This is a genomic window from Sediminispirochaeta bajacaliforniensis DSM 16054, assembly GCF_000378205.1.
In the GTDB taxonomy this organism is placed as follows: domain Bacteria; phylum Spirochaetota; class Spirochaetia; order DSM-16054; family Sediminispirochaetaceae; genus Sediminispirochaeta; species Sediminispirochaeta bajacaliforniensis.
In genome coordinates, this window is sequence record NZ_KB899406.1 from 144,181 (window position 1) to 162,998 (window position 18,818).

At 46.5% G+C, this 18,818-nt stretch carries 19 protein-coding genes and 1 riboswitch; of the genes, 13 read left to right on the top strand and 6 right to left on the bottom strand.

All coding sequences use genetic code 11. The annotated features are described in order from the left end of the window. The first annotated feature begins 310 nt into the window (after positions 1–310). From F459_RS0100655 to F459_RS0100670, 4 genes are all read left to right on the top strand, one after another. On the top strand, positions 311–1,456 hold the full coding sequence (locus F459_RS0100655) for a C4-dicarboxylate TRAP transporter substrate-binding protein (protein WP_020610809.1): 1,146 nt from the start codon (positions 311–313) through the stop codon (positions 1,454–1,456). Between the two features lie 98 nt (positions 1,457–1,554). Then, positions 1,555–2,049, top strand: a complete 495-nt coding sequence (locus F459_RS0100660) for a TRAP transporter small permease (RefSeq protein ID WP_020610810.1) — start codon at positions 1,555–1,557, stop codon at positions 2,047–2,049. A gap of 1 nt (position 2,050) precedes the next feature. Further along, positions 2,051–3,337 (top strand): TRAP transporter large permease, encoded by a 1,287-nt coding sequence (locus tag F459_RS0100665; protein ID WP_013256070.1) that lies wholly within the window; start codon positions 2,051–2,053, stop codon positions 3,335–3,337. Positions 3,338–3,364: 27 nt separating this feature from the next. After that, positions 3,365–4,156, top strand: coding sequence for an HAD-IIA family hydrolase (locus tag F459_RS0100670; RefSeq protein ID WP_026294811.1), 792 nt, complete (start codon positions 3,365–3,367; stop codon positions 4,154–4,156). A gap of 464 nt (positions 4,157–4,620) precedes the next feature. On the opposite strand, the gene F459_RS0100675 is transcribed toward F459_RS0100670, so the two are convergent. Genes F459_RS0100675 through F459_RS0100685 form a run of 3 tightly spaced genes read right to left on the bottom strand, consistent with a single transcriptional unit; the run spans position 4,621 to position 6,595 of the window. Beyond that, complete coding sequence (locus tag F459_RS0100675; protein ID WP_020610812.1) at positions 4,621–5,256, bottom strand: NAD(P)-dependent oxidoreductase; 636 nt, start codon at positions 5,254–5,256, stop codon at positions 4,621–4,623. Further along, a complete protein-coding gene (locus tag F459_RS0100680) occupies positions 5,256–6,134 on the bottom strand; it encodes an EFR1 family ferrodoxin (protein WP_020610813.1) in 879 nt (292 codons plus the stop codon). Before F459_RS0100680 ends, F459_RS0100675 begins: the two co-directional genes overlap by 1 nt. Before the next feature lie 2 nt (positions 6,135–6,136). After that, entirely contained in the window at positions 6,137–6,595 is a 459-nt protein-coding gene (locus tag F459_RS0100685; protein ID WP_020610814.1) for a MarR family winged helix-turn-helix transcriptional regulator, read from the bottom strand. 284 nt (positions 6,596–6,879) lie between these two features. On the opposite strand from F459_RS0100685, the gene F459_RS0100690 reads away from it, so the two are divergent. Together F459_RS0100690 and F459_RS0100695 are read left to right on the top strand one after the other, a co-directional pair. Continuing rightward, positions 6,880–8,679: an ABC transporter ATP-binding protein gene (locus F459_RS0100690; protein WP_020610815.1), complete on the top strand. Its 1,800-nt coding sequence runs from the start codon at positions 6,880–6,882 to the stop codon at positions 8,677–8,679. Between the two features lies 1 nt (position 8,680). Beyond that, entirely contained in the window at positions 8,681–10,414 is a 1,734-nt protein-coding gene (locus tag F459_RS0100695; protein WP_020610816.1) for an ABC transporter ATP-binding protein, read from the top strand. A 73-nt stretch (positions 10,415–10,487) separates the two neighbouring features. On the opposite strand, the gene F459_RS0100700 is transcribed toward F459_RS0100695, so the two are convergent. Both F459_RS0100700 and rpsD read right to left on the bottom strand, forming a co-directional pair. Further along, positions 10,488–11,375: a fructose bisphosphate aldolase gene (locus F459_RS0100700; protein ID WP_020610817.1), complete on the bottom strand. Its 888-nt coding sequence runs from the start codon at positions 11,373–11,375 to the stop codon at positions 10,488–10,490. A gap of 128 nt (positions 11,376–11,503) precedes the next feature. Beyond that, positions 11,504–12,121: a 30S ribosomal protein S4 gene (gene rpsD / locus F459_RS0100705; RefSeq protein ID WP_020610818.1), complete on the bottom strand. Its 618-nt coding sequence runs from the start codon at positions 12,119–12,121 to the stop codon at positions 11,504–11,506. Positions 12,122–12,338: 217 nt separating this feature from the next. On the opposite strand from rpsD, the gene F459_RS0100710 reads away from it, so the two are divergent. The 7 genes from F459_RS0100710 to F459_RS0100745 all read left to right on the top strand — a co-directional run bounded on the left by F459_RS0100710 (position 12,339) and on the right by F459_RS0100745 (position 17,617). Beyond that, the gene (locus tag F459_RS0100710) at positions 12,339–12,776 is read left to right on the top strand and encodes a MarR family winged helix-turn-helix transcriptional regulator (protein ID WP_020610819.1); all 438 of its coding nucleotides are present in this window, start codon (positions 12,339–12,341) and stop codon (positions 12,774–12,776) included. A 35-nt stretch (positions 12,777–12,811) separates the two neighbouring features. Beyond that, positions 12,812–13,564, top strand: coding sequence for an ABC transporter ATP-binding protein (locus F459_RS0100715; RefSeq protein ID WP_020610820.1), 753 nt, complete (start codon positions 12,812–12,814; stop codon positions 13,562–13,564). Then, the gene (locus F459_RS0100720; protein WP_020610821.1) at positions 13,548–14,684 is read left to right on the top strand and encodes a SufD family Fe-S cluster assembly protein; all 1,137 of its coding nucleotides are present in this window, start codon (positions 13,548–13,550) and stop codon (positions 14,682–14,684) included. Before F459_RS0100715 ends, F459_RS0100720 begins: the two co-directional genes overlap by 17 nt. A 240-nt stretch (positions 14,685–14,924) precedes the next feature. Beyond that, a riboswitch (FMN riboswitch) is annotated at positions 14,925–15,060 on the top strand. A 234-nt stretch (positions 15,061–15,294) separates the two neighbouring features. Next, a complete protein-coding gene (locus tag F459_RS0100730) occupies positions 15,295–15,921 on the top strand; it encodes a riboflavin synthase (protein ID WP_020610823.1) in 627 nt (208 codons plus the stop codon). Then, the gene (ribB, locus tag F459_RS0100735) at positions 15,922–16,581 is read left to right on the top strand and encodes a 3,4-dihydroxy-2-butanone-4-phosphate synthase (RefSeq protein WP_020610824.1); all 660 of its coding nucleotides are present in this window, start codon (positions 15,922–15,924) and stop codon (positions 16,579–16,581) included. Beyond that, complete coding sequence (ribH, locus tag F459_RS0100740) at positions 16,578–17,045, top strand: 6,7-dimethyl-8-ribityllumazine synthase (RefSeq protein ID WP_020610825.1); 468 nt, start codon at positions 16,578–16,580, stop codon at positions 17,043–17,045. Before ribB ends, ribH begins: the two co-directional genes overlap by 4 nt. 185 nt (positions 17,046–17,230) lie before the next feature. After that, positions 17,231–17,617, top strand: a complete 387-nt coding sequence (locus F459_RS0100745) for a pyridoxamine 5'-phosphate oxidase family protein (protein ID WP_020610826.1) — start codon at positions 17,231–17,233, stop codon at positions 17,615–17,617. A 73-nt stretch (positions 17,618–17,690) separates the two neighbouring features. Here the strand turns inward: F459_RS0100745 and F459_RS0100750 are convergent, their stop codons facing one another. Further along, a complete protein-coding gene (locus tag F459_RS0100750) occupies positions 17,691–18,713 on the bottom strand; it encodes an AbrB family transcriptional regulator (RefSeq protein WP_245540037.1) in 1,023 nt (340 codons plus the stop codon). Positions 18,714–18,818 lie beyond the last annotated feature (105 nt).

The following is an 18,818-nucleotide window of genomic DNA, read 5'->3' on the forward strand; positions in this document are numbered from 1 at the left end:
CCAAAGCATCCCGTCCCTTCTGCCGAACTCCTCGATCCGGGTTGTACATTCCAGGTTCGGGGAGTCATCGGTGATCAACCTATCTACTTCATCAAGTGAATTACGTTTTATGTAGTGTTCCGAATCCTGGTGGGTGAAGAAGCACACTTTCTATTCCCGTAAACAGCCAAAAGGCTGTGCTATATTAGATCGATGTTAGATTTATGTTAAAATTTTGTTAATCATAATTTGACAACTGTTCATTCTGCCCTATAATAGGAGATCGCTGCCTGTTAGGGGTGTGCAGATGTAAATCTTTCGGAGGGGTAGTATGAAAAAAATTATTAATGCGGCTGGTGATGTCATGAGAAACATCTCATGTGAGAGAAAATTTTGCCGGCCCGAAAAGTGTAAGACTTGTTCTGTTTTGGGATTCGGGATGAAGGCTCTATCTTGTACTCTTGCAGTCGTTATGCTCTCTATCTTTTTTATTGGCTGCGGCAATTCGGATAAGGGATCTGTGGGTGCTGCTAAGAAACAGGCAAAGCCCCGTGTCATCAAAGTGAGTACAAAGTTTGTCGACAATGAGCAGACTGCGAAGTCATTGGTTAAAGCTATTAAAAACATTAATGAAAGAAGCAATGGTACTTTAGAGCTTCAGCTGTTTACCGGCGGTACGCTCCCCATTGGCAAAGATGGAATGGAACAGGTGGTGAATGGATCAGACTGGATTCTCGTTGATGGCGTAAATTTTCTCGGTGACTATGTTCCCGATTATAATGCAGTAACAGGTCCTATGTTGTACCAGTCGTTTGATGAATATCTTGCCATGGTAAGAACTCCACTTGTTCAAAACCTGAATACGAAGGCTGAAGAACTGGGAATTAAGGTCCTCTCTCTTGACTGGCTCTTCGGCTTCAGAAGCATGATGACGAACAAGGTAATCAAAACTCCGGAGGATATGAAAGGCGTAAAACTCAGAGTTCCGACAAGTCAGTTATACACGTTTACGATTGAAGCCCTTGGCGGAAATCCCGTTGCCATGCCGTATCCCGATACCTACGCTGCCATTCAGCAGGGGGTAATCGACGGTGTCGAAGGATCGATTATGACGTATTACGGAACAAAACAGTACGAAAACGTTAAAGAATATTCATTGACAAGACACCTTCTCGGTGTTTCCGCGGTTTGTATATCGACAAAGTGCTGGGATAGCCTCACCCCTGAGCAGCAAAAAATAATCCAGGAAGAAATTGACCTTGGAGGAGAGGATAACCTCCAAGCAACTATAGAACTTGAATCGGAATACGCGAAAAAGCTTCAGGATCTTGGTGTTCGGTTTCACGAAGTGGATGCTGCTGCTTTTAACAAGGCGGCTGCTCCTGTTTACTCCATGTTTGATAAATGGACTCCCGGGATCTACGACGATATCATGGTCGAGCTGAATAAGATACGAGCTGACCTGGGAAAGATATAAAAACTATATTTGCCGAGATTCATCACAACGATAATAGGGGATAGAACTATCCCCTATTTTATTACAAGGTTAGAGGATTCATGCTATAGGGTAGATTGATGAAGAATTTTCTTAAGAAATTCGAGTTATATCTTGGAAGCATATGTATAGCCGTTACGGTAGTTATCGTAATTATGAATGTGTTTACCAGATATTGTTTGAGTTTTACATTTTTCTGGGCAGAGGAAATCGCTGTCGGATGTTTTGTCTGGACCATTTTCCTTGGTACGGCTGCCGCCTACAGGGAAAAAGGGTTAATAGGCGTAGAAGCTATCGTTACTCTTCTCCCTGCAAAAGTTAGAGATATTGTAGAAGTGTTTACCAGTATATTGCTTCTTATTTTAAGCGCAATCATGTTCTGGTTTAGTTTTACCTACGTTTCAACGTCGACAAAGATTACTGCTGCTTTGGAAATTTCATATGCCTATATAAACGTTAGCATCGTAATATCTTTTGGCTTAATGACAATCTATTCTGTTTTTTTCGTCATACAAAGCTTTAAAAAGGCATTTTCATCCACGCAGGACGAGTCGGAAGTAAAGGAGCCGGTATAATATGCTAGCGTTTTCTCCTATTATAGTTCTTTTTGTACTGTTCTTTCTGAACATCCCCATCGGTTTTGCGTTGATGGGATCTTCTTTATTCTATTTTATTTTTATAAACAACACGATGGCAATGAATATGGTAATTCAGCAGTTCACAACTTCTGTCGAATCTTTTCCATATCTTGCTGTTCCCTTTTTCGTCATGGTCGGTTCTGTCATGAATTACTCAGGGATAAGTTTTCATCTCATGAATATGGCGGAAGTTCTCGCAGGACATATGAAGGGCGGGCTTGCTCAGGTCAATTGTCTGTTAAGTGCAATGATGGGAGGCATATCTGGTTCTGCCAATGCCGATGCCGCCATGCAGTCGAAGATTCTGGTACCGGAAATGAAAAGGAAGGGCTTCTCTACGGAATTCTCTGCTGCAGTTACGGCCGCATCCTCTGCGGTCAGCCCGGTAATCCCACCTGGAACAAATCTTATTTTGTATGCTCTTATTGCAAACGTTCCGGTCGGAGATATGTTTTTGGCAGGCTATACCCCAGGCATCCTGATGACCGCCGCGATGATGTTTACTGTTTACATCATTTCTTCAAAGCGCGGCTACAAGCCTTCAAGAGAAAAAAGGGCTACACCCAAAGAAATTGGAAAGCAGACACTCATCTCCATCTGGGCGCTTGCCATTCCCTTCGGGATTATCTTGGGGATGCGGATGGGCATGTTCACCCCGACGGAAGCTGGAGGAATTGCCGTAGCTTTTTGTTTTCTGGTGGGATTCTTTGTGTATAAAGAGCTCAAAATCAAACACATCCCACTTATCCTCATGGAAACCGTAAAGAATACCGGTACCGTCATGATCATCATCGCCAGTGCAAAAGTCTTTGGTTATTACATGACACTGGAGAGAATCCCGCAGATGATAACAGAGTTGCTGATGACTCTCACCGCAAATAAATTTGTCCTTCTCATGATCATCAACCTGTTATTGCTGTTTGTCGGGATGTTTATCGAGGGCGGAGCGGCTCTTGTCATTCTGGCTCCTCTTCTGGTGCCTGCCGTTGTTTCTCTTGGTGTAGATCCGCTTCATTTTGGTGTCATATTTATCGTTAATATTATGATTGGGGGACTCACGCCACCCTTCGGTTCCATGATGTTTACGGTATGTTCGATAGTCAATGTGAAGCTCGAAAAATTTATTAGGGAGGTATGGCCGTTCATTATAGCGCTTGCGGCAGTGCTTCTTTTGGTCACCTATTCCGAGTCTGTGGCTTTGTTTATTCCGAACTTATTCAATTAACTGCAGATCACATGTGAGGGGGCTGTTTTGAGTGAACTATCAGAAAAGAAATGTTTTCTACTGGATATGGACGGTACCATATACCTTGGTGATCGGTTGATTGATGGTGCCTCTGATTTTCTACATAAAATAAAAGCCAATGGTAAGCAGTATATTTTTCTAACAAACAACTCATCCAAAAATAAACGTGTATACGTAGAGAAACTGAAACGGATGGGAATAGCTGCCGATTCCAGTGAAGTATTTACTTCCGGAGAAGCGACAATTATGTATCTAAACAAAATAAAAAAGAACGCACATATCTTTCTTCTTGGTACTCCGGCTCTTGAAGAAGAATTTGAAGATGCCGGTTTCAGCTTGGTACGGGAAAGAAATCAGGATGTCGATTTCGTTGTTCTCGGTTTCGATACTACTCTTACCTACAATAAACTCTGGATTGCATGCGACTATATCGCGGAAGGTGTTGCGTATATCGCGACTCATCCCGATTTTGTATGTCCGCTTGAAGGTGGAAGATGCATGCCTGATGCAGGTTCGATGATTGCCCTGATAAAAGGGACTACAGGCAAAGAACCGCTTGTCATAGGAAAACCGAATAGATTCATTATTGACGCCATACTGGAAAAGTATTCTTTGAAAAAAGAGGATATGGCAATAGTGGGAGACCGGCTTTATACCGACATCAGAACTGGTTTGGATAACGGGATAGATTCCATTCTCGTTATGAGCGGTGAGACCGATAAAAGCATGCTTGCAAGCACCAAGTTTATCCCGAAATACTTGTTTGGTTCCGTCAAAGATATCATTGGGGTTCTATAACAAAATCATTGCCGTTAAACGGGATTGGCTGAGAGGAGCATAGTCTCCTCTCAGGTCTCCTGACGGTGCACATGGCGGGATGTTCTGTAAGGCTTGTGCAAACGAGGCCTATGATATGCTTGACGGAAGCGGTATTCATAGAAGATAGACCTGTTATAAGCTGGGTGGGCCACGGAAGACATGGCTTTTGCGTCATATAGTCGTGGCCATCATCTCTATTCATACAGCAGATCTGTTTTTTATTTTTATTTCGTTTTATACACCAGCCTGACGGCCAGGGAATCCTGGTCCACTTCGAGATATTAAAGGGACACAATTCTCTTTTCCGCAGTCAATTAAAAGTCAAACTATGGGAAAAAGTAAGCACCGACATAAAAGCAAGGATTTTACCGGCAAAAGGGCATGCGTACCACCAGGATTCGGAACACTAAGTAAGATAGAAGATATTTTGTACTACGGCGTATCTAATCCGATATGCTTACCGCCTTGCGAAGCATGCTGTCGTCGGTAATTTGTTTGAGCATGAAATCGGCAACATCGGATCTGGATATTTTTGCTGTAACAGATTGATCATAAGGGGTAAGCGTACGGTACCTGCCGCTTTTCGGGCCGTTTGTCAGAATCGCGGCCCGGACAATAGTCCAATCCGTATTGCTGTCCATGATATAGCCTTCCTGGATTTCCTTATCAGCGAACATATTCCTGAGCAGAAAGGGGATCATAAACCGGTTGTAGAGCGGACCCAACCTATTTTGCTGGGCCTTGCTTTCTCCTATCCCTATTGCCGACATACAGATAAACCGTTTGACTCCTGTATCTTCTGCAGCACGGAGGATGTTTTTCGTTCCATCCGAAATAATGGTATTCTTTTTGAGAATTCTTATTCCGAGAGCCGAAAGGATGACATCCTGTCCTTGGACTGCCGGTATGACCGCCTTGTAATCAAGAATGTCTCCCTGCACAATCCTGAGATTTCTGTGTGCCAGCTTTACTTTATCGGGATTGCGTACAAACGCCGTTACAATATGGTTCTGTTCAAGGGCCTGTGTCATAATCTCATGGCCCGTGCCGCCGGTTGCGCCGAATATCAGTAGTTTCATCATATGTCTCCATACAGTGCGGATGCAGGTTCTTCCAGCTTTGCAAAGCCGTCGTTGAGCCGTTTCCTTCCCATTTCTATGTAGGGATGTTCAATGGCACCTGCGGGACAGGTATGAAAGCATTCCGCACAGAGTATGCAGCTACTGTTGTCCCGATGCATGACAATTTCCCCATTTGCATATGTGAACATATCGACAGGACAGGCAGATATACATTTCTTGCACTTGGTACATTTCGCAGCATCGATACGCACTTGCTTAAAGTTTCTATGGAGTTTTTCCTGACTGAAGATTTTAAACAAAAACCGCTCTTTGGGCGGGGCGTATTTGAATGCTTTGGACTGGTCTTCAGCATCTTTCCCTTTAGTGTGAATAATAGAAATAATGTGTTCCACGGCTTCGGCTATGAGCTTTTCTTCTTCCGGGCCTGGCTTGTCCTCATAGATCACATTGGCATACGTTGACGTAAGGGTGTGCTTTGCGGCTATCTTGATTCCGAGTATTGATTTGTACCCTTTCTTTCTTAGTTTCTTCCCCATTTCTTCAAGGGCGACGCTGCTGTGTACGCCTCCATAGCTTACAAAGGGCACTGCAAGATTCGAATGCGTCTCATCGGGAACAGGTAGGGCCCCGATTGTGTGTAAAATCGTATGTTCGACATGGCCGGCATACAGCGGACCTCCTATACAGAGGAGATCATATTCGCCAAGCGCTTTCTCAAGAGTCTCTTTGATATGCTCACCATAGAGAAACTCCTGTTTGCCAGTTATGTTGATGAGTCTGACGATGTTGTTTTTTTTCTTGAAACCCTCTTCAATCTTCTTGGCGACGTTTAGGGTATGCCCTGACGGGCTGAATACCAATATGGAAACATTCATGTCTATTGTCCCTCCTTTGATAGATCTGGTAGATAGTGCTCGATGACCTCCATGAGCCCGCATATAGCCTCCGTTTGCTCTTTGGTTAGGCCGTCGAGGTATTCGACTATTTTGTCATGTAGCTCTTTATGAAATATCCTATGGTTGTCGAAGGCAATTTCTCCTTCTTCCGTTAATTTCAGATAGACTTCTTTCTTGTTGATCTCTTTTTTGTACTTACGAATGAGCTTTTTCTTTACGAGTTTGTCTGCAATCTGTGTGACCGCACCGTTTGTGATCCCCAGCTTTTGTGATAACCGGGATGCGTTTATCCCTTCTCCTGGTTCTATGGCATCGATAAAATGGATTTCCGACTGATGCAGCAATTGACTTGTTCCGAAAGGACGGGGTTTTTTATCATTGGAGTTGATTCGACTCTGTATCTTTGCTGCCTGTCGCATTATCCTCAAGCTCTCTTCCATGTGATAACCTTTTATTTATTTTAGTAACTAAAGTATTATCGCTTTCACTGTTGCTGTCAATATGTTTTAGTTACTAAAACATATTGTTTTAACAAGTTCGTACCAATTGGGGAATCAAGGTATTGAATTTGATTTAAAATTAGGTTAAACAAATTATATTAGGATTGGCGTATTATGCCGTTAAGCTCCATGTAGAGGAAACGTCAATGTTGGCGATTTGCAACGATCTATCTTTGGGAAGAGGGATACATCGGAAAAAATAGTTGATCAGGAGGTCAGGTACGATGCCTGAAAAGAAAAAAGAATTTGTCTTACAGCGGTTTTTACCTTATATGGGTAAAAAGAAAGCGCTTTTGCCTTTGGCTTTGGTATTATCGGGAATTTCCGCAATACTCAATATCCTGCCTTTTGTGCTGGTATGGTACATAACACGCAATATCCTCTCAAACCCTTCGGCGGTTGACATGACCCGTGTCGGCTTCTATGCATGGGTAGCGTTTGCCTGTGCCTTGGGCGGTGTTGTCTTTTACTTCTGTGCGCTTATGAGCTCCCACCTTGCTGCCTTTCGGGTGGAGGTAGGTATGCAGAAGATCGGCATGCAAAAGATCCTGTCGATGCCGCTGGGCTTTTTCGATAAGCACTCCAGTGGAAAAATCCGAAAGATCGTAAACGACGGGGCCGGTACGACACACACCTTTTTGGCGCATCAGCTTCCTGATATGGCGGGCAGTATCATCTCTCCCATAATCCTTTTGGTGCTGCTGCTTGTCGTGGACTGGAGGATGGGGCTTGCGTCCCTTTTCCCCATTATTCTGGGATTCATCACCATGAAATTCATGATGAGCTCTCAGGGAAAAACGTTCCAAAAGAAGTATTTCGATTCTCTGGAGGAGATGAGCTCGGAATCCGTGGAATATATCCGCGGTATTCCGGTTGTGAAAACCTTCGGACAAAGTATTTTTTCATTTAAGCGTTTTCACGACAGCATTATCCGATATAAGGAGATGGTGCATGCCTATACACTGCTCTGGCGAAGGCCCATGTCGTTTTATACCGCGATTATGGAATCCGCCGGCTTCTTTTTAATTCCCATTGCAATCCTATTAATCGGAAGGGGAGCCGAGATCCCTCTCGTGCTGGCCGATTTCGTCTTTTACATGTTGATTTCTCCTATCTTTACCCTGCTCTTGATGCGTTCCATGTATTTTCAGCAGAATGCAATGATCGCGGAACAAGCCATCGACAGACTGGATAAGCTTTTACAGTATCCGGGCCTTGGCTATAGCGAAATCACAAAAGAAATTATGAATCACCGTCTGGAATTCAAGGATGTTGTATTTTCCTACGAAGGCAGTGATCAGCCCGCCCTTGATGGTGTCAGCTTTACACTACACGAAGGCGAAACAATTGCCCTGGTCGGCGCATCGGGGGGAGGCAAAACAACCATTGCCCGGCTGGCTGCGCGTTTCTGGGATGTGGATGAGGGGGAAATCCTGGTCGGAGGGATAAATGTCAAGGATATCCCCAGGAAAGAACTGATGGATACGATCTCCTTTGTTTTTCAAACCACGCGACTGTTTAAAGGTCCTTTACGGGAAAATATCGTTTTTGGAAAAAAGAATGTTGATGACGATACCATTTCCCAGGCCATCGATTCCTCACAGTCGAGAGAAATAATTGACAAACTTCCGGATGGACTGGACACGGTAATCGGCTCCAAAGGAACCTATCTATCGGGCGGAGAACAGCAGCGGATTGCCCTTGCCAGAGCCATAGTCAAAGATGCCCCCATCGTGCTTTTGGATGAAGCCACTGCTTTTGCAGATCCGGAAAACGAGCACCTCATCCAGAAGGCTCTGAAAGAGCTTAGCCGGGGAAAGACGACACTGATGATTGCCCATCGGCTTACTACCGTACAACATGTCGACCGGATTCTGGTGATTGAGCGTGGAAGGATCGCGGAGGAAGGCTCTCACCAACAGCTGCTGGATAACGGCGGGATCTATAAGACCATGTGGGATGAATATCAAAGGTCCGTTGCCTGGAAAATCGCAGCCAAAGAGACTGTGGGGATAGGAGAATAATATGATCAGTTTTTTTCAGAAGACATACGCGATGTCCGAGAAGGGCGCGAAAGATCTTCGCGGCGCGATTATCTGGACCATTGTAATGGATCTCAGCTTTATGTTCCCGGTGGTCCTTGGGTTTAAATTCTTGGATGAATACCTGGGCGTTCTTTTATATGCTTCAGACAGCCGGGGCAGCAGCATCCTCTCTTATGTTGTTATGGCCCTCATATTGTTTTTCGTGATGCTTATCATTACCTATTTCCAATACGATTCGGCCTACACCAGAATCTATGAAGAAAGCGCTCGTCGGCGAATCAGCCTGGCGGAAACCCTGCGGAAATTACCTCTGGCTTTTTTCGGAAAAAAGGATGTCGCCGATCTAAGTTCCACCATAATGGAAGATGCCACACAGATAGAGCAGCTTTTTTCTCATACCGTTCCTCAGCTCTATGCCGCAATTGTCACCATGATCATTATGGGGGTGATGCTGTTTCTTTACAACTGGCAGCTCGCTCTTGCCGTATTCTGGGTGGTCCCTGTTGCCGCCTTGGTTTTTTATCTTTCGAGAAAATTCCAAAGCAGATCGCATGTGCTGTTGTATAACTTGAAGAGAGGTATCTCCGATAGTATTCAGGAGGGGCTGGACGCCATCCATGAAATAAAATCCTATAACAGAGAAGAGGCCCGTTCTCTTGTCATTAATGAGGAATTGGACAATTACGAAGAAACATTGATAAAATCGGAGCTTTTGACAGGCGCTCTTATCAACGTTTCGTATGCAATATTGAAGCTTGGCCTTCCCAGTGTCATCCTGGCCGGCGCGTATCTCGTATCAACCGGGACGATAAGCATCTTTACCTATCTTGTTTTTCTTGTTGTTGCGGCACGGATCTATAACCCGATTATGGAGGCCCTGAACAATTTTGCGGCACTGATATATCTAAATGTGCGTATAGACCGAATGAAAGAGATGGATCATATGCCCCGGCAGGAAGGTCGTACCGCATTCCAGCCGAAGAATTATGATATCGAATTCAGCAATGTCGACTTCTCCTACCAGGATGATATGCAGACCTTGAAACATGTCTCCTTTACTGCAAAGCAGGGCGAAGTAACGGCGCTTGTCGGTCCCTCCGGCGGAGGGAAAAGTACCGTTGCCAAGCTATCTGCGCGCTTCTGGGATATTAACAATGGTCGCATAACCCTGGGAGGTGAGGATATTTCCCTCATTGACCCTGAAACCCTTCTGGAGAATTTTTCAATCGTCTTTCAGGATGTGACCCTGTTTAATGCAAGTGTCATGGATAACATACGCCTTGGAAAAAAAGAGGCTAGTGATAAAGAAATCTTACAGGCTGCACACTTGGCTCAATGCGACGACTTTGTCCGCAGGCTTCCGCAAGGATATGGCACCTTGATCGGAGAAAACGGGGAAAAATTGTCCGGAGGCGAACGGCAGCGCATATCCATAGCCCGGGCCATACTGAAAGATGCGCCGATTATCCTGCTGGACGAGGCCACGGCATCACTGGATGCGGAGAATGAGAGCAAAATTCAGAGTGCGCTGAGCGAACTTATAAAAAACAAAACGGTTTTGATTATCGCCCATCGCATGAGGACCGTTTCCGGGGCAGACAAGATTGTTGTCATTAAGAACGGATCTATAGCCGAAACAGGCGCACCGTGGGAATTGGAGAAGCAGCAGGGGATTTTTTCATCAATGGTAAAAGCACAATATCAGAATAATTAGCAACGCAACGTTTAGTAATGGATTGATGAAGGGGCCTGTTGCAAAAGCAAATATGCAACAGGCCCCTTTTCTCTTATGCTATCGAAGCCTTGTAAATGGACTCTATGGAGCTTCCGAGAACCGTATCAAATTCCTGATCACTTTGCCGGGCAGACAATCCCTCGGCTAATGCCCGGGAGAAACTTGCAATTAAACCGGAATTCTGGGCCAGTTTATTGTTGGCCTCTTTCCGGGTATACCCGCCCGAAAGCGCAACGACCCGGACAACGCGGGGATCGTTCATTAATGGGGCATAAAAGTTGCTTTCATCCGGAATGGTAAGCTTGAACATCAGGCGTACCGTTTCATCTATTTGCCGCAGGCGGGAACTAATTGCTTCCCTCATTATTTGTTCGCAGCGTTTTTTTTCGGGGCAGTGGATATCCACCTCAGGCTCAAGAATCGGGATAAGCCCGTAGCCGACTATCTTCATTCCAATCTCAAACTGCTGATCAACGATCCGTTTTATTCCCGTCTCGTTTGCTTCCTTTATTACCGAACGCATTTTTGTACCGAAGATATTTCGCTTTACAGCCCGAGACAAGACATCATCGAGATTGGGAATCGGTTTCATGACCTGGACGCCGTCCTGCAACTCTGCAAGTCCCTTGTCGACCTTTAGAAAGGGCACTATACCTTTTCTGTCCCAGAGAAAATCGGCCGTATACATATCATCGACAAGACTATCCATTGTCCGTTCGAAAAGGATTGCACCCAGGATATGGTCTTTTGTGAAGGCCGGGCTTTTTATTATACGCGTACGCATTTGATGTACCAGATCGAACATTTGTGCTTCCGATGAATACTCATCGCTTTCTATTCCGTAGGCAGCCAAAGCCTTGGGGGTGCTCCCTCCACTTTGATCAAGGGCGGCGATAAATCCCTTGCCGTTTTTCATGACTTCCAACTGTTTTTTATTCATCTAATACCCCTCATAAAAATTGCAATGATTGATACCTTTCAGTTTGAAGGTAATGCCTCTTGTTTGTATAAGCAAGGAATTTCACCGGAAAGACGGCATGAGTATCACCAGGATTCGGAACACTACACTTACTTAGAATAGAACTCGATAATTGCCTGGAGATCTCCCACGGGCGTTGCCGCTTCAAGCGACGGATGTGCATCATATGTAGCAAGCAGCTTGTCATTATCCACACTTAGCCATGGTGTTCTTGCCGTTCCCGAGCTTACAATCCTTTCTCGTATGATCGACTGGATATTTTTCTTATCCCGCACAGCAATTTGATCTCCAGGCTTCAGGCGTGTCGACGGAATATTCGTCGATTGTCCGTTTACCTTGAAGTGCTTGTGGCTCACCATCTGCCTGGCTTGCTCTCTCGATACGGCCCAGCCGAGACGATAGATACTATTATCCAGACGCGATTCGAGTAACTGGATAAAAATCTCATCGGTGACGCCCTGCTTTCTTTTTGCTTCAAAAAAGGTGGTACGGAACTGTTTTTCGGAGAGGCCGTAACAGTATCGGACCTTCTGTTTCTCAAGAAGCTGCATACCATAATCCGATATCTTCCTTCCTCTCCTGTTTTTCGGAGATTTTCCCGGTCCATTGGTTTTTTTTTTGAGTATCTTGTCGTACTTGGGGTTTCCAAAGAGATTGACCCCCAGCCTTCTGACTATTTTTCCTCTTGGCGGCTTTTTTTGCGGCATATAGACTACTCCCTTTCTCTTTCTTAATAGCTAAAGGTAATAAAAAAAGCTTTGGCTATCGATTCTATTGCAGAGTAATATATACTAAATTAGTAGTCAATTCCTATACTTGCCTATTTTCGTGTTCTTTATGCTTTTTTGCGGGGTAGCGAATGCTTGACAAGTATGTATAGTGGCTATACATTAGTCTTGGTTAATTTAGTTAAAGAAGACTACTATGGATGTACTGATTGAAAATTTCATGTGCCTTATAGAAAAGATTGCCGCTACCAGCAAGTGTGCCCAGCGATTTGATACGGATATTGAAATATACCGTAGCGAGATTCATGTTATAAAGCTTCTTGGTGATTATTCGGCTTTGCATGTGTCGGAAATCGCAAGGAAATTTGGGGTTACAAGGGGGGCTGCTTCACAGATTCTGAAGCGTCTCGAAAAAAAAGGATTAGTGAGAAAGTATCCTGACGAAAGCAACAACACCAAGATACTGGTTTCTCTTACCGATAAGGGACATACAGCCTACCACAGTCATGAAGAGTACCACAGACGGCATGATGGTGAATTCTTCACCTTTCTGGAAGGTCTGAATACGCATGATCTGAAAGTCATAGGGTCCTTTGTAGAGAAAATCGACAAAATGATGGGGAAACATGTTTAGTTTCTCCTTCTCATCCTGATTATATAGGGGGAGATATGATTAATATCAACAACCTGACGGTCGAAGTCGAGGGGGCGCGGGTTCTTCGCAACATTAATCTCGATATACCTGAAGGTGAAGTCCATCTATTACTGGGGCCCAACGGAAGTGGGAAAACTTCCCTGATGATGACCATTACCGGCTATCCCCAGTACAAAATTGTAGAAGGTAATATTTCCATGATGGGAAAGGATTTGGCTGATCTTGATATAACGGATCGAGCTCGACTCGGTATCGGTATGGCCGAACAACGGCCTCCGTCAATCGACGGGGTTAAACTGAGAATGCTGCTTGATTATCTCTTGGCGGATCATCCGGAAAGAAGAAACGATATACGTAAATTGATTGCAACGACGAATATGGAATCTTTTCTGGACCGAAATATCAATGAGGGGCTCTCCGGAGGAGAAATAAAGAGATCGGAAATCCTCCTTCTCATAAGCAGACAGCCTCTTTTTGCAATGCTTGATGAACCTGATTCGGGTGTTGATATCGATGGTCTGGAGCTTCTGAGTTCAATGATAAACACCTTGTTCTCACCGATGCGTGATATTCCTGCAAAGCGCAGAACCGGATTGATCATAACCCACTCGAACCGAATGGCAGAGTATATTCATGTGGATAAGACTCATGTGATGCTTGGTGGGGAGCTTATCTGCTCCGGAAATCCGCAGATCATTATGAACAAAATCGTTACATCGGGATTTGGATCCTGTGTGGAGTGTAAAAGAAATGAAAGCATCTCATAATAGAATCGAAGGGCAGCTTCAGGCCCTCGAACCTGAAGACAGAGAGGCTCTTTCGGAAGTAGCCGTAACAAGTGCAGAAGAGAATAGATCCGGGACATTTGTGTTGAAAGATGCCTCTCCTGTCTGTTCATGTTCCTACGTGGATGGAATTGAGCTCTTGCCGATAGCCGATGCACTGGAGACCTACGACTGGCTGCGGGAAAGGTACTATTGGGGGCTGATCCCTGAGGAAACGAGTCCCCTTTCCCAAAACAAGACCTTCTCTGAGAAACCGCTCGGCTATTTTCTCAGAGTCAAGGAGGGAGAAAAGGCCAAACTTCCTTCGCAGGCGGCCCTCTATATGACCGGATCTCTTGGCAGGCAGCTGCTTCATAATGTGGTGATCCTTGAAGAGGGTGCCGAGCTTGAACTCATCACCGGTTGTGTATCAAACCCTTTCATGAAAGGGGGAGAGCATATCGCGGTGAGTGAGACATACGTCGGCAAACATGCCAAGCTGATCAATACCATGATCCATAGCTGGAGCCCCAATGTTCGGGTGATGCCTCATTCCGCGACCATTGTGGATACCGGCGGAAGCTATGTGAGCAACTATATATCGCTTCGTCCTGCGGGGATCATGGAATCCAATCCCGTAACATATCTGAAAGGAGCGGGGGCATCAGCGAAGTATTTCAGCATCATTCTTGGCTCTGAGGCTTCCATGATTACCTTAGGGGGAGATGTGTATCTCAATGCGAAGGGCACAAGCGCAGAGATAGCCCATCGTGCGGTTTGCACGGGGGGGAAGATCATACAAAAGGGCTTGCTTATCGGAAATGACGAATGCCATGCCCATGTAGATTGTGCCGGGATGCTGATTACCCCCGGATCAGACGGCTATATCGAATCCATTCCCGGTTTGCGCTCTCATCATGAAGAGGCCCATATGAGCCATGAGGCGAGCATAGGAAAAATCGCTCCCCAACAGGTACAATACTTGATGGCCCACGGACTGGAGGAAAGGGAAGCTATTTCGATGATCGTTCGGGGCTTTCTTGATGTGGATATTCACGGACTCGGTCCCGAGCTGGACAGAAGGATTTCCGAGATCGCCGAGCTTGCGGGCCATGGCGAGTAACATTCGATGTAAGATAAACGTAGTGTTCGGAATCCTGGTGGTTTTTATGCCGTTTTGCTGGTAAAACACTTGGTTTTAGGCTGGTGCATGCTTTTCCTCATAGTTTGGCTTGTAGTTGACTGCAGAAAAAGAAATTGAGCTTCTTCAATCACCAGGATTCCGAACAGTAGAAAAAGATAACAGGCCGTTGACAGATCTCCTGCACGGGTATACAACATATCTATATTAATTATTGGACAATTAGATTTTCGGGGCAAGGTGAGCCGTATTACGGCAATTCCTTACTGGCGGTAAAGCCCGCGACTTCCTCGTTTGAGGAACTGAACCGGTTAGATTCCGGTGCCAACGGTTATAGTCCGGATGGGAGAAAATCTGAGTTGGGAAGTTCCTTTCCCGCTCACTGATACCAGATCCTTTTTTAGAACAGACGGCTTGTTTGTTCGTACCCGAAACTCCTTGTCCGAAGGAGTTTTTTTATGCCTGAAGGCAAAGTATTTCACAAACAGTTCATGCCGGGAGCTTCCGAACCGACAGGGAAAACTCTCCCCTTCCGGACCTGTATCTACGGGCCGGTACCTTCATATGGAATCGAAAGGAGGGAGGTCCACTTGTGTTTACGGGATTGATTCGGGAAATCGGTACCGTCACATGGTGTGTGAGGATCGGCGCGGGCTGTTCGGGTCTGAGGTACCGGGTGGATTGCCCCGGCATCGTCACGTCGCTCGAACCAGGCGCTTCTATTGCGGTGAATGGTGTGTGCCAGACGGTTTATGCTCTTTCCTGTTCAAGTTTCGAAGCCGAGGCAGTGGCGTCAACGATGCAGAAATCTACGATAGGAATGTTGAAGCCGAACCAGAAAGTTAACCTCGAGCCTGCACTAAGGGCGGGGGATCCCCTTGGCGGACACATCCTTCAAGGCCATGTTCAGAATAGGGGAAGGCTCCTTTCCCTGCGCAGCAAAGGAAGAACCAGGATTTTGTGTGTTGAGACTCCCACAGGTCCTGGGACCGGAATCATCGGTGAGGGGTCGGTTGGGATCGATGGAATCAGTTTGACCGTTTCGCTATGCCGTGCCGACAGGTTTGAAGTAAACATCATTCCAGAAACCTGGGAGTCGACGACACTGAAGTACAGAAAAGCCGGGGACCTTCTCAATATTGAGGGTGATCTCCTTCTTCGCGGATTGGAAACTGCTCCGGTTTTGAGCAGAGACAGATTGGAAGCATGGGGGTATTAGATGAATATAATCGATGTAGATGAGGCTGTCAGAAGGCTGGCAGCCGGGGAAATGATCATAGTTACGGATGACCATAGCCGTGAGAACGAGGGAGATATCGTTGTACTTGCCGATAAAGTCGGGACCAGGCATGTCGATTTTATGACACGTCATGCCAGAGGCTTGATATGCATGGCAATCAGCCACGGCATTGCTCGGCGTTTGGAGCTCAAGCCCATGACCGAGGCGAACACCAGCCTTCACGGGACGGCTTTTACCCTGTCTGTCGATGCGGCAAACGGTGGGACCGGAATTTCTGTCTCCGACAGAACCGAAACGATTAGACTTCTGGCAGCGGAGGAGAGTCGTCCTTCCGATTTTGGACGACCCGGACATATCTTTCCGATCGTAGCGAAGGAAGCAGGCCTGTTTGAACGGGAGGGGCATACCGAAGCGGCGGTGGCTTTGGCCCGGCTTTGCGGGGCCGTCGAGGCAGCGGCAATCTGTGAGGTCTGTAGCGACCGCACGGACGATATGGCTTCAGGAGCCGAGCTTCAGGCCTTCGCCGAAAAGCATGGCCTCGGAATATTGTCGATTGCCGAACTAAAGGCATATCTGTTACGGCCGTCAAACGGATACGACGGGTTAAAGCATGAGATTCTAAAAGGAGTAAAAGCATGACGATATCTTCTTCTTTAAACGCAACTGATCTTAAGATTGCTCTGGTTTTAGGCAGATTCAATTCGCTGATTACCGATCAGCTTGAAAAAGGGGCAAGAGATGCTCTTGTCAGGCATGGTGCCGACGAAAACGAAATAGTATCCGTATGGGTTCCCGGGGCCTTTGAGATTCCCCTTGTTGCTTCAAAACTTGCTGCAAGCGGCAGGTTCGACACGGTTATCTGTCTCGGGGCGGTGATAAGGGGTGCTACCACACACTACGATCTTGTCGCCGCCGAGACCGCGAAGGGGATTGCGAAGGTTTCGATGGAGACCGGGGTTCCGGTGATCTTCGGAGTACTTACCACCGAGAGCATTGAGCAGGCTCTTGAACGGGCAGGGACAAAGGCCGGGAACCATGGATTCAATGCAGCGGTTTCGGCCATAGAGATGGCGAATGTGATAAAAGAAGTATCTGCTCTGTAGCTGCTGATTTGCTGCGGGGATTTGGCCCCGCAGCTTCTTTTTTGTTCCTTCCTCGAAAACAAGGCAAAAGGATTCGGCTATTTTAGCGGCCTGTTCATTGAAGAAGTGCGAAGAGCCTGGTACTATATGAAAGGAACCATTATCCTCTTTGCTTGGTTTCCATACAAAAACTTTGGAGTTATATCATGGCTAAACTTACACAGGAAGTACTGACTGCGATTGAAAAGACGAAACCTACATGCATAGCTACTGCAAGTTCCGACGGTATCCCCAACCTGATCTATGTAACATACGTGAAGGCGGCCGGCGATGATATGCTTGTCGTTGCCGATAATAAGTTTAACAAAACAAGGAAGAATCTCGACAGCAATCCACACATGAGTGTGGCCGTTCTTGATCCCGATACCATGAAATCCTATCAGATAAAATGTACGGCGGAATGCGTGACCGAAGGCGAGCGGTATGACTCTGTTGTGAAATGGGTACATGTAAAGCATCCGCAACTTACGCCGAAAGCCGCCTTTTATCTTACGGTTGATGAGGTGTACTCGGGGGCTGATCGGATAGCCTAAGCCTTGATTTGGATGCAGGCACTATCACCAATATTCCTGACACTATAGGATCTCCAAAAAGCGGAGGATGATATTACCTCTCCACTCGTTTCGCCAGGGCCCGTGCGATCACCGGTCCGAGAAGCATAATCGACACCATCCTGCATACCTGCAAGGCCATGATAAAGGGAACATCGACCGGGGTGGTCATGGCAATGACCGCAATGGTATTGGCGCCTCCCGGACTGCTTGCCAGGTAGGCAGACACGGGATCGATAGTGAAGAGATGGCTTACGGCGAAACCAAGGCCTCCGCACAAAAGGATCAATAACAGGTTGCTTATGAAGATTCGTGGGAGCACGCGGATGGAGGATGCCAGAATTTCCCGGTCGAAACGTAGACCTACCTCCCATCCGATAATCAAATAGCTGAATACCGCAAGAGGCTGGGGCATGCTTATCGTGACCCATCCTCCTACGTTGACCACTACGCCCAGAAACATCGGCACCAGCATCGAAGCCGCGGGAATGCGTGTATAACCGAAAACTACCCCGATGCCTGCAAGAAGAAGGAGCGATATAAGACCTGTTCTATCGGGAAGCTGGGCCCAACCGTCGAATAGGCCGCCTCTCGGTTCTCCGCCTCCACCAAGCCATATTGATGTGACAATCGATGCTGCGAGAACGACCAAGACGACTCTGGCATACTGCATGAGTGCAACCAGGCGGTCATCGGCGTCAAAGGCCCGTGCCATAATCACCATTGCCCCGGCAGCTCCCGGAGAAGATCCCCAAATCGCCTCTTTAGCAGGGATGACATGCAGGCGTGCCAGGATTAAGCCGAGCCCCCAGCTCAGGCCCATGACGCAGAGGATGACGATTACGAAGAGTGGCCACTGTCGTCCCAGCTCTCTGATAATCTGTCGCGTTAAGCTCTGGGCAATAAGGCATCCCATAAGGGCTTGCGACAGCTGGGAGCAGAATTTGGGTATCGTAAGCCGTAGTCCTATGATTGCCATGATGATTCCCACCATCATCGGGCCGAGGAGCCAGCCTGCCGGCAGATGAAGGGCCGTTATTGCAATTGCCGTGAGGGCCGAGGGAAAAAATAGTAACATCCATTGGAACAATGTAGGTATTCTTGTGATGTGCATCACGGAAGATGATAGCTTGAATTCTCCTTACTTCATAGCGGTTGGAGCCCGCATCCGTACTCTTTGTAA

Coding starts and splice junctions, on each gene's coding strand:
- F459_RS0100655 (WP_020610809.1), top strand. CDS start 311: ATGAAAAAAATTATTAATGCGGCTGGTGATGTCATGAGAAACATCTCA.
- F459_RS0100660 (WP_020610810.1), top strand. CDS start 1,555: ATGAAGAATTTTCTTAAGAAATTCGAGTTATATCTTGGAAGCATATGT.
- F459_RS0100665 (WP_013256070.1), top strand. CDS start 2,051: ATGCTAGCGTTTTCTCCTATTATAGTTCTTTTTGTACTGTTCTTTCTG.
- F459_RS0100675 (WP_020610812.1), bottom strand. CDS start 5,256: ATGAAACTACTGATATTCGGCGCAACCGGCGGCACGGGCCATGAGATT.
- F459_RS0100680 (WP_020610813.1), bottom strand. CDS start 6,134: ATGAATGTTTCCATATTGGTATTCAGCCCGTCAGGGCATACCCTAAAC.
- F459_RS0100685 (WP_020610814.1), bottom strand. CDS start 6,595: ATGGAAGAGAGCTTGAGGATAATGCGACAGGCAGCAAAGATACAGAGT.
- F459_RS0100690 (WP_020610815.1), top strand. CDS start 6,880: ATGCCTGAAAAGAAAAAAGAATTTGTCTTACAGCGGTTTTTACCTTAT.
- F459_RS0100695 (WP_020610816.1), top strand. CDS start 8,681: ATGATCAGTTTTTTTCAGAAGACATACGCGATGTCCGAGAAGGGCGCG.
- F459_RS0100700 (WP_020610817.1), bottom strand. CDS start 11,375: ATGAATAAAAAACAGTTGGAAGTCATGAAAAACGGCAAGGGATTTATC.
- rpsD (WP_020610818.1), bottom strand. CDS start 12,121: ATGCCGCAAAAAAAGCCGCCAAGAGGAAAAATAGTCAGAAGGCTGGGG.
- F459_RS0100710 (WP_020610819.1), top strand. CDS start 12,339: ATGGATGTACTGATTGAAAATTTCATGTGCCTTATAGAAAAGATTGCC.
- F459_RS0100715 (WP_020610820.1), top strand. CDS start 12,812: ATGATTAATATCAACAACCTGACGGTCGAAGTCGAGGGGGCGCGGGTT.
- F459_RS0100720 (WP_020610821.1), top strand. CDS start 13,548: ATGAAAGCATCTCATAATAGAATCGAAGGGCAGCTTCAGGCCCTCGAA.
- ribB (WP_020610824.1), top strand. CDS start 15,922: ATGAATATAATCGATGTAGATGAGGCTGTCAGAAGGCTGGCAGCCGGG.
- ribH (WP_020610825.1), top strand. CDS start 16,578: ATGACGATATCTTCTTCTTTAAACGCAACTGATCTTAAGATTGCTCTG.
- F459_RS0100745 (WP_020610826.1), top strand. CDS start 17,231: ATGGCTAAACTTACACAGGAAGTACTGACTGCGATTGAAAAGACGAAA.
- F459_RS0100750 (WP_245540037.1), bottom strand. CDS start 18,713: ATGTTACTATTTTTTCCCTCGGCCCTCACGGCAATTGCAATAACGGCC.